The sequence below is a fragment of the Deltaproteobacteria bacterium genome (assembly GCA_009692615.1).
In the GTDB taxonomy this organism is placed as follows: Bacteria; Desulfobacterota; Binatia; order UBA9968; family UBA9968; genus DP-20.
In genome coordinates, this window is the sequence record SHYW01000151.1 from 1 (window position 1) to 9,582 (window position 9,582).

A 9,582-nucleotide genomic window follows, 5' to 3' on the forward strand; every position below is an offset into this window, starting at 1 on the left:
GGCCTCAACCACGGTGATCTCGCTGCGATATACTCGTTGAATTACGTCTAGTCGTTTCTCGTCTTTCATTGTCAGGGTTGTCATCCTTCCACCCTGACATAATTACGTTGCCGTTAACCCCTGACATAATCACTTTGCTACAACATGAATCCGAATCGTCGTTGACACGTCGCGCCGATTTCACGTACCGTCGTTATCGACAAGGAGCGCATTAGCCATGCTAACTCAGGAAGAAAACGATTTACTGACGCGCGTCGGCGCCGGCACGCCGGCGGGAGAAATGCTGCGCCGCTACTGGCATGTGGTCGCCGCCACCGGCGAACTGAACGCGGCTAAACCCAAGAAGCGGGTTAAAATCCTCGGCGAGGATTTAGTCCTGTACCGCGACAAGAGCGGCTCATACGGCCTGGTCGCCGACAAATGTTCCCATCGCGGTGTGTCGCTCTACTACGGATTCGTCGAAGCCGACGGTATCCGCTGCCCCTATCACGGTTGGAAGTACGATGCCTGCGGCAAGTGCATCGACCAGCCGTTTGAGAATCCCGAATCAGGCCTCAAAGAAAAGATTCAGCATACCGCCTATCCCGTCGAGCAACTCGGCGGCTTGCTATTCGCCTACATGGGACCGGCGGACAAAAAACCGCTGCTGCCGAAATGGGATTTGCTCGTGCGCCTGGACGGCAAAAAGCAGGTCGATCTATGCGAAACGCTGCGCTGCAACTGGCTCCAAGCGATGGAAAACTCCGTCGACCCGACGCACACCTATTTTCTCCATTCGCACACGCTCAAACTCAAGGGCGATCCCGACCATGTGCCGTTTCACTATCGCATGGTCAGCAAGATCGATTTCGACTTACAGATTCATCCAACCTGGGCGGGCATTCAGAAACAAAGAATCTTCGCCGACAAAGATGCGCCCGCCGAAACGCCCCATCCGTTGGTGTTTCCAAATATCCTATTCGTGCCAGTGCGCACCGGCTACTCGTTGCATTTCCGCACGCCCATCGACGATCACAACACGATGGTGAATCAATACCGTTTCATGCCCGACAAAAATGGCGCCATTGTCGCCAAGCCCGATGAAGCGGCGCTGGTCGAAATCGGCACCACCGATGAACGCGGCGAGTTCCACATGGACAACTTCACCAGCCAAGACCATATGGCCTGGGAAACTCAAGGCCCCATCGCCGACCGCGCTAAGGAACACTTGGCCGAAGGCGACCGCGGCGTCGTCATGTTTAGAAATTTGTTACGAGCGCAGATTCAAGCGGTGCAAGCCGGCAACGATCCGGTCGGCGTGAACCGCGATCCCGCCAAAGATGAAACGATCCGGATGATTCCAGAGAACGCTTACGATGCGTTTTCGTTCGCAGCGGCTCGGCAGCAAGAGGCTTAATAATTTATTGCCAGGATTGTCGAAACCCGACAGGCAAGACAATCATTCGTCATACCGGCGCAGGCTATCCAAGTATAGAAGGGATGGGCGAATCGCGACCCGCCCCTGCGGCGGATTTTATTGAACATTACGCAAACTAACGGCACTTATGCCGCCAGTTTCACTTTGCCACTGTGGAGACCACTTACTTCATTCCATAAAGCGCGCCGTCCGAAACGGCTTTGATTTTTTCCAGCGGCAGAATCGTCTCTAATTCTTTGATCGACGGCAGATACCAGATGCGCTGGTCGTCGTCGAAATAAACAAAAACCGCATTGGGTTGTTGCAATTGCTCGCGCATTGCGGCCAACGCTTGTTCGTATCGGCTGTTGGGCTGGCGAGTCCAGGGATCGACTTTGTGCGGGATCATCGTCGTGCGCCTGCCAGTTAATGTGAAAATAAAATCGGGAGCGTTACTGACGATCGGTGTCGATGGCGGCGCGTTCTTGGCGAACTGCAACAATTCGGATTGGCGCCAGGTGTCGGTGGCGAAGCCGATACCGCGTGCGTAGCTCAAGTGCAACCAGAGCGCGCCGTTGACCAATTGAATCGCGAGCAAAACCGCCAGGGCGCAATCGAAAGCAAACCAGCGCCAGGATTTTTCCGCCGAGCGATATTTTCTGAACCATTCCGTCATAATCGACAGCGCGACAATCATCGCTGCAACATAAGGCAGCGCCATAGTCCGCGTATCGAAATAGAGCGGCTGATCGTTAAACGAAAAAGAAATAAACAAAAAGCCGCCGTAACCCAGCACACAATAAATCATCAAATGCGGATACCACGACTTCGACCATTCGACTCTGCGCGCCAGAAAACAGAAAAACAAAAACACCAGCAAAAGAAACGCACGCGACAGCCACGGCGAATTTTCCACGAGACTTGTCGGCACAAGCCATTGACCGACGGTGTCCAGCGAAGGGAGCAGATCTGCCAGCGCCGGCAGGTGAAAGCCGAAGGTGCGATTGGCGGCATTGCCCGCCTGCAAATAATTTCTGATAAACCAAACGGCAATCGGCAGCGCCGACAAGGATGAAAACGTGCCCGCATCGATGAATCGCCTGCGCCAATCGCCGCGACCATGGAAAAGAATCACCGCGGCGCCGGTCAGTCCGACGGCGATACCGACGTAGCGCACCAGACAACTCACGCCGACCGCCAATGCGAACCAGTAAATCGATGGAACGTGGGCATCCTGCAAATAGTGCGCGAGAAAGCAAAAGCTCAGCAGCGTCAGAAAAATAAACGGCGGCTCGGAGAGCGCTTGCGAGTTGACGTAGACCATCGGAAAAGCGGCGAAGGAAAGAAATGCCGCCAACATCGTCGCGCCCAAAGACGATGTCGAGCGATAGACAATGAACACTACCAGCAGTGAGTTGCCGGCGCAAAAAAACAGGCTGAGCCAACGCGCTGCATCGAGGGCATCCAATCCCGTCCACGCCAACGCCGCGATCAGCCATGGATAACCCGGCGGATACTGCGTGATCGGCGCGAGCTGGCCGATGTCGTTGAAAAACTGAAAGCCATCGCCGGCGAGAATGCTGCGCGCCGCGCCGACGTAAACGATCGAATCGGTGTAAAGCCCGATGCCCCAGCGCGTGGTGATCCAGAGCAGTAACGCCTCAATGAACACCAACCCGATGACCAGCCAACGCGCGCCGATTGAAATTACCATCGCCACCTCGTTGTGAGCTTCGAACGTAGATGATAAAAAAGCAAATCCTCGCATCAGTCGGTGCGCTGGAGCGCGCTAATAAATATACCCATTCGTGATGACTCGCGGCTGATTTTCTGCCATAAGATTGACGGAAACGGTTTCACAACCCGCGAACCGGACCCAGGAGGAAAGTTGCATGAGCGATAGCGAAATCAAAAAATCCACCGAACGCTGGCAATCCGACATCATCGTCGATCTGATAAAGCAGTACGGCTTTCCGTACATCGCGCTCAATCCCGGTGCGAGCTATCGCGGCTTGCACGATTCGCTGGTCAACTACGGCGAGAACAAGCCGGAGATGCTGCTGTGCAATCACGAGAAGATCGCCGTGCAGATCGCCCACGGCTACGCCAAGGCCAGCGGCAAACCGATGATCGCCATCGTGCACAACGTCGTCGGGTTGCTCCACGCGCCCATGGGCATTTACTACGCCTACATCGACCGCAGCCCGGTGTTTCTCATCGGCGCGACGGGTCCGATGGACGAAAAATATCGCCGGCCGTTCATCGACTGGATTCACACCGCCTTCGCCCAGGGCGACGCGGTGCGGCAATTTACCAAATGGGATTATCAACCGGGCAGTATTCACGGCGTGCCGGATTCGTTTGCGCGCGCCTACTCGATCATGATGAGCGAGCCCCAAGGGCCGGTCTATATGGTCTACGACTCGGCGATGCAGGAAGCCAAGCTGACGGAAAATATTACGGTGCCCAATTACACCGTTAAAGTGCCATCGCGAGTCGCGCCGGAAAATTCCGCGCTCGAACAAGCGGCGGATATGTTGGTGGCGGCGAAGAATCCATTATTGCTAACCGAATACGCCGCGCGCATGCCGATCGGCTACGCGCCGACGGTCGAGTTGGCGGAAACCATCGGCGCGTCGGTGTTCGACATCAACAAGCGACTGGGCTTTCCCAACAAACATCCGTTGAGCGTGAGCTTTCACAATGACGCGTTCAACGGCGTCGATCTGGTAGCGGCATTGGACGTCGTCGACTGGACCCGCGGCTCGCATAGGCTGAACACGCAGACGCGCGAGGTCACTGTCGTCACCTCGCCCGATTGCAAATGGATCGACATCGGCTTGGCCGACATCGAGATCAGCAAGTGGGCGACGGATTATAACAAGCATCACAATTGGGATCACCGTGTGCTCGGCGACAGCGCGTTGACGATTCCCGCGCTCACCGAAGCAGTACGCAAACGCATCGCCGGCGATAAAACACTGGCGACTCGTATCGGCGAGCGCAAGAAAGCCATCGGCGAACGGCATAACAAGCAGTGGGACAAGTGGCAGGAGCAGGTCAAGAAAGAATCGAGCGAGCGGCCCATGACCGAGTCGCGCTTGGCGCACGAAATGTGGCAGGTGATCAAAGACGAAGATTGGGTACTCACCGCCAACACGCTCAAGGAATGGGTGCACAAAGTTTGGGATTTCGACAAACCCTATCGCCACGTCGGCCGCGAGCTCGGCACCGGCACTCAGATCGGCATGTCCATCGGCGTCGCGCTATCGTACAAAGGCACCGGTAAGCTGGTCATCGACTTGCAGCCCGACGGCGACTTGATGTTCGACCTGGGTGCTCTGTGGACGCCGATCAAATACGACATCCCGATGTTGATCGTCATGTACAACAACCGCGCCTACTACAACGACTGGGCGCACCAGATTCACATGGCGCACCAGCGCGGCACCGATCCCCAGCGTGCTTATATAGGAATGGACTTGGAATCGCCGCCGCCGGACTTCGCCCACATCGCCAAAGGCCTGGGCTGGTACGCCGAAGGCCCCATCGAAGATCCAGCGGAAATCGCTCCGGCATTGAAACGCGCCATCGCGCAAGTAAAGGCCGGCAAACCGGCGTTGGTCGACGCCATAGTCTGGCGCCGCGGCGAGAACGCGTGAGAAAAGAAATTTTAACCGCAAAAAGAGCAAAAGGCGCAGAGTCAAATCCGATTTGTAGGGGCGCGATTCATCGCGCCCTCGGACGGAAAAGACGAAGAGAGAAGATTATTTAACCGCAAAGAACGCAAGGTACGCAAAGTAAGAATTCGGATACGCGACCGTGGCCGAGAATGATACTTTCCGAACTTTGCGTTCTCTGCGTTCTTTGCGGTTAACAATCCGAAATCTGATTAATCGAATTTAACAATCTTACGTGGAGGACATCTGCATGGCAGATTCATCAATCAAGAAATCCGAAAAGCGTTGGCAGTCCGACGTCATCGTCGACATGATCAAGCGCTACAACATCGAGTACATCGCGCTCAATCCCGGCGCCAGCTATCGAGGCCTACACGACTCGCTGGTCAACTACGGCGAGAACGATCCGCCGATGATTTTGTGCCAACACGAAAAAATCGCCGTGCAGATCGCCCATGGTTACGCGCGGGTCAAAGGCAAACCGATGATCGCCATCGTGCACAATCTCGTCGGCCTGCTCCATGCGCCCATGGGAGTTTATTACTCCTATCTCGACCGCGCGCCGGTGTTCATCATGGGCGCCACCGGACCGCTTGCCGAACCCAAGCGCCGGCCGTTTATCGACTGGATCCATACTGCGAATGTGCAGGGCGAAGCGATCCGCAATTTCGTCAAATGGGATTATCAACCGTCCACCGTCGACGGCATCCCCGGCGCCTTCGCGCGCGCCTACTCGGTGATGATGAGCGCGCGCCAGGGACCGGTCTATCAGTGCTACGACGCCGGCCTGCAAGAAGCCGAGCTCGATCACGATGTCGAAATGCCGCCCGCCGGCAGCGCCATCGTGCCCACCGCACCGTCGCCCGATCCGACGGCGCTGATCAAAGCGGCCGACACTCTCGCCGGCGCCAATCGCGTCGCGATCATCGCCGACTTCGCCGCCCGCCCGCCGCACGGCTGGAGTCATATCATTGAGATCGCCGAAACCTTGGGGGCTTCTGTTTGGGACGTCGGTTCGCGGCTAAATTTCCCCACCGATCATCCATTGAATCTCACCTCCGACTTTGACGGCTGTTACGACGGCGTCGACGTCGTGCTCACGCTCGACATCGCCGACTTCGAAAAACCGACACACACGCGTGACATCGCCACGCGCACGGTGGTCAGCAAAGTTCAGGCGAACGCGACCTGGATTGATATCGGCTTCACCGACATCGAAATCAGCAAATGGTCGATGGACTACGCGCGTCCGTACTACGCGCAGCAACGCATGACCGCCGATCCGGTTACCGCCGTGCCCCAATTAACGAAATTGTTGAAGGAACGCATCGCCAAAACGGCTGGCCTGCCAGAAAAAATCGCCAAGCGCGCCGAAGCGATCGGCAAACGCCACGCCGAGAACCGCGCAAAATGGGCGAAACAAGCGCAGGAACATTGGGATCAAAAACCGATGACCGTGCCGCGCCTGGCGCTTGAAGTATGGGACGCCATCAAAAGCGAAGACTGGGTGCTCACCACCGGCGATCTCGGAACCTGGGGCAAGAAACTATGGAACTTCGATCGGCCCTATTGCCACGCCGGCCGCGAGTTGGGAACAGGAACGCAGATTGGATTATCGCTCGGCGTTGCGCTGGCGAACAAAGGTACCGGCCGGCTGGTCGTCGATCTCCAACCGGATGGCGATCTGATGTTCGACGCCGGCGCACTGTGGATCGCGGCAAAATATAAACTTCCCATGCTGGTCGTCATGTTCAACAACCGCGCTTATTACAACGACTGGAACCATCAATTGGTGCTCGCCAAAACCCGCGGTACCGATCCAACGCGCGCGCACATCGGCATGGATCTTTTCGGCCCCGATCCAGACTTCGCCGGGTTAGCTCGATCGATGGGCTGGTATGCCGAAGGGCCGATTGAAAACCCCGACGATATGAAAGCCGCGCTCAAGCGCGCCATCGAGCAAGTCAAACAAGGCAAGCCCGCACTCATCGACTCCATCTGCGACCGGCGCAATCACGGCTAACGAACGCAGCGCAAGCCCGCGCCCCAACCGGGGCGCGGAGAAATTCGTTTAAGTCCTTCGAATCAAATCCGAATGAGCAAAGTAGTTTCCAAAAACCCTCTTTGCATCATCATCGCCGGCCCCAACGGGGCTGGGAAAACAACTTTTGCGAGAGAGTTTCTACCCAAAGACGCGGCCATCGTGCACTTCGTCAACGCAGACCTAATTGCCGGCGGACTTTCGCCGCTGCGGCCTGAATCGGCAAATCTTGCTGCCGGCCGTTTGTTTTTGCATGAACTCGATCGACTGGCGAAAATGCGCGAGAACTTCGCATTTGAAAGCACGCTGAGCGGACTTACCTACGTCAATCGTTTAAAACGATGGAAATCGATCGGCTATCGAGTTGAGATCGTATATCTGCGTCTACCATCCAAAAGTCTAGCCCTCCGCCGCATCGCCTCTCGCGTTAAACAGGGCGGCCACAACGTTCCGAGAGCCGATGTAGTTCGCCGCTTCGACCGCAGTTGGTTGAACTTCGAAAACGTGTATCGTCTTTTGGCCGACCATTGGACGGTGTATGATAATTCTCACGACAAACCCCGAGTCTTGGAGCAAGGTCCGTGAAAAAAACAAAAGTAAGTAAAGAAACTCGCCAGCTAACCGCCGCCGTCGGCCGCGCGCTACGCCGCGCCGCAAAGGTGGCCCGCAAGACCGCCCGCATGCACGGCACGCCGATCTATCTTTGGAAGAACGGCAAAGTTGTCGCCGAGAAACCGTAGGCGCGCTTTCGCCAGCTCGCCTTTCGGTTCAGCCGAATGAACCGAAAAGTTAATTTCCGAATTGCTGATAGTCAGATTGCTATTCTTAGGAACGTCGGCTTATGGTGCGCGACGAGGGCAGGCAAACAAGAATATTGCGGCCCTCCCACACGGAGGCAAACGTGCAAAAACTTTCGTCACTGTTATTCGCGACCCTGATCGGCATCAACATCATCGCGCTGGCACACGAAAGCATGGCGCAAACGAGCGTCGCGCCATCGAAGGCGGGCACCCGTCTCATCACGCTCGGCACAGCGGGTGGTCCTTCGCTGCGAGCAGACCGGGCGCAGTCGTCCAATCTGCTAACCGTCAACGGGACACATTATGTCATTGACGCGGGCGACCGCGTCGCAAGCCGTCTAGCGCAAACCGGTATCAACGTTCGGGACATCGGAACTATTTTCCTAACCCACCATCACGACGATCACACCGCGGGTCTTGGCACGCTGCTGTCTATGGCGTGGGATAACCAGCGAGCCAAACTGATCAACGTCTATGGCCCGCCCAGGACAACAGATCTGGTCAAGGCCGCCGTGCAGTACTACGCCATCAGCGCTGAGATCAGGATTGCCGACGGAGGTCGCACCGTACCGATAGCCCAAATGTTCTTCGGTCATGATGTTGGCACCGGGGTGATTTACCAGGACGCGAACGTCAAAGTGACCGCCGTCGAAAACAGCCATTTTGATTTCCATAAAGGCCCGGCTTCCGGCAAGCACAAGTCCTATTCTTATCGCTTTGAAACGGCCGACCGCGTGATTGTGTTCACGGGAGATACCGGCCCGAGCGATGCCGTCACGGAACTTGCGAAAGGCGCCGATCTGCTCGTCACCGAAACTTCTTCGTTCGAGGATCGGAAGCAAGCGATGATCAACGACGGTCGATGGCAAGCGATGACACCTGCCGAACAGGCCGGCATCATGCGACAAGCCAGCGAAGGCCACATGGGCCTTGAGGTGGTGGGAAAAATGGCGGCCCGCGCCAACGTCAAGACCCTGGTGCTGTCACACCTGAGCGGACGGGCCGATGGTAGTAACGATTTCGCACCGTGGGCAGCGGAGGTGAAAAAACACTTTTCCGGCCAGGTGCTCATCGCCAAAGACCTGATGGAATTTTGATTTGCTGCTAGATTTCGAGATGAGAAAGTAATGCCAGCCCGATCTAGATTTCACCAGCCAAACGAAAAGATTACCGATTACGATTGAAAAACCATAGACAAATTTGGAGATGAGCGATGGCTCGCATTCCGACAATTGACAAGAAAGAATCGTTGGCACCCGAACAACAGGCTAGTTACGAAGCCATCGACAAAAGCCGTGGCGAGGTGCGCGGCTGCTTTCCGGCACTGCTCCATGTCCCGGCCATCGCCGACCATACCGCCAGCCTGGGTGGATACCTGCGCTTCGATGGCAAACTCGATCCGAAAGTGCGCACCCTGGCCGCAATGACCGCGTCGCGTGAATTGGACTGCATCCATGAATGGGCCGCCAGCGTGCGCAACGCTGAGAAAAATAAAATTAGCCGCGAAACCCTGGTTGCTATAAATCGCGGGCGTAAAGTGTACCACTGAACCGGCAAAGATCTGGCAGAAAATGGCGGGTCAAAAGTGTACCGGTCCTGTAGGCTGTCTCGATGTTATTGAATGGCATCGGGAGGCTGGAAGGATGTTCACAGTGGAGCTTTATG

7 protein-coding genes are annotated in these 9,582 nt (G+C 56.2%); 6 read left to right on the forward strand and 1 reads right to left on the reverse strand.

Features of this window, described 5'->3' with window-relative positions:
- Positions 1-217 precede the first annotated feature (217 nt).
- Positions 218-1,396 carry an aromatic ring-hydroxylating dioxygenase subunit alpha gene (locus tag EXR70_23535; GenBank protein ID MSP41469.1) on the forward strand — a complete coding sequence of 393 codons (1,179 nt, stop codon included), beginning with the start codon at positions 218-220 and terminating at the stop codon, positions 1,394-1,396.
- 184 nt (positions 1,397-1,580) lie between these two features.
- Here EXR70_23535 and EXR70_23540 read toward each other — a convergent pair whose 3' ends face one another.
- Positions 1,581-3,164 carry a phospholipid carrier-dependent glycosyltransferase gene (locus tag EXR70_23540; GenBank protein MSP41470.1) on the reverse strand — a complete coding sequence of 528 codons (1,584 nt, stop codon included), beginning with the start codon at positions 3,162-3,164 and terminating at the stop codon, positions 1,581-1,583.
- Positions 3,165-3,288: 124 nt separating this feature from the next.
- Between EXR70_23540 and EXR70_23545 the strand changes: the two genes are divergently transcribed.
- From EXR70_23545 to EXR70_23565, 5 genes are all read left to right on the forward strand, one after another.
- Positions 3,289-5,058, forward strand: a complete 1,770-nt coding sequence (locus EXR70_23545; GenBank protein ID MSP41471.1) for a thiamine pyrophosphate-binding protein — start codon at positions 3,289-3,291, stop codon at positions 5,056-5,058.
- Between the two features lie 268 nt (positions 5,059-5,326).
- The gene (locus EXR70_23550) at positions 5,327-7,099 is read left to right on the forward strand and encodes a thiamine pyrophosphate-binding protein (GenBank protein ID MSP41472.1); all 1,773 of its coding nucleotides are present in this window, start codon (positions 5,327-5,329) and stop codon (positions 7,097-7,099) included.
- Positions 7,100-7,171: 72 nt separating this feature from the next.
- Positions 7,172-7,702, forward strand: coding sequence for a Zeta toxin family protein (locus EXR70_23555; protein ID MSP41473.1), 531 nt, complete (start codon positions 7,172-7,174; stop codon positions 7,700-7,702).
- A gap of 388 nt (positions 7,703-8,090) precedes the next feature.
- Positions 8,091-9,014, forward strand: coding sequence for an MBL fold metallo-hydrolase (locus tag EXR70_23560; protein MSP41474.1), 924 nt, complete (start codon positions 8,091-8,093; stop codon positions 9,012-9,014).
- Between the two features lie 116 nt (positions 9,015-9,130).
- On the forward strand, positions 9,131-9,466 hold the full coding sequence (locus EXR70_23565; GenBank protein ID MSP41475.1) for a carboxymuconolactone decarboxylase family protein: 336 nt from the start codon (positions 9,131-9,133) through the stop codon (positions 9,464-9,466).
- Positions 9,467-9,582: the final 116 nt, after the last annotated feature.

What these genes read in the sequence shown, in the direction of transcription:
- EXR70_23560 (MSP41474.1), top strand. Translation starts at nt 8,091, where the DNA reads ATGGCGCAAACGAGCGTCGCGCCATCGAAGGCGGGCACCCGTCTCATC.
- EXR70_23565 (MSP41475.1), top strand. Translation starts at nt 9,131, where the DNA reads ATGGCTCGCATTCCGACAATTGACAAGAAAGAATCGTTGGCACCCGAA.
- EXR70_23535 (MSP41469.1), top strand. Translation starts at nt 218, where the DNA reads ATGCTAACTCAGGAAGAAAACGATTTACTGACGCGCGTCGGCGCCGGC.
- EXR70_23540 (MSP41470.1), bottom strand. Translation starts at nt 3,164, where the DNA reads ATGCGAGGATTTGCTTTTTTATCATCTACGTTCGAAGCTCACAACGAG.
- EXR70_23550 (MSP41472.1), top strand. Translation starts at nt 5,327, where the DNA reads ATGGCAGATTCATCAATCAAGAAATCCGAAAAGCGTTGGCAGTCCGAC.
- EXR70_23555 (MSP41473.1), top strand. Translation starts at nt 7,172, where the DNA reads ATGAGCAAAGTAGTTTCCAAAAACCCTCTTTGCATCATCATCGCCGGC.
- EXR70_23545 (MSP41471.1), top strand. Translation starts at nt 3,289, where the DNA reads ATGAGCGATAGCGAAATCAAAAAATCCACCGAACGCTGGCAATCCGAC.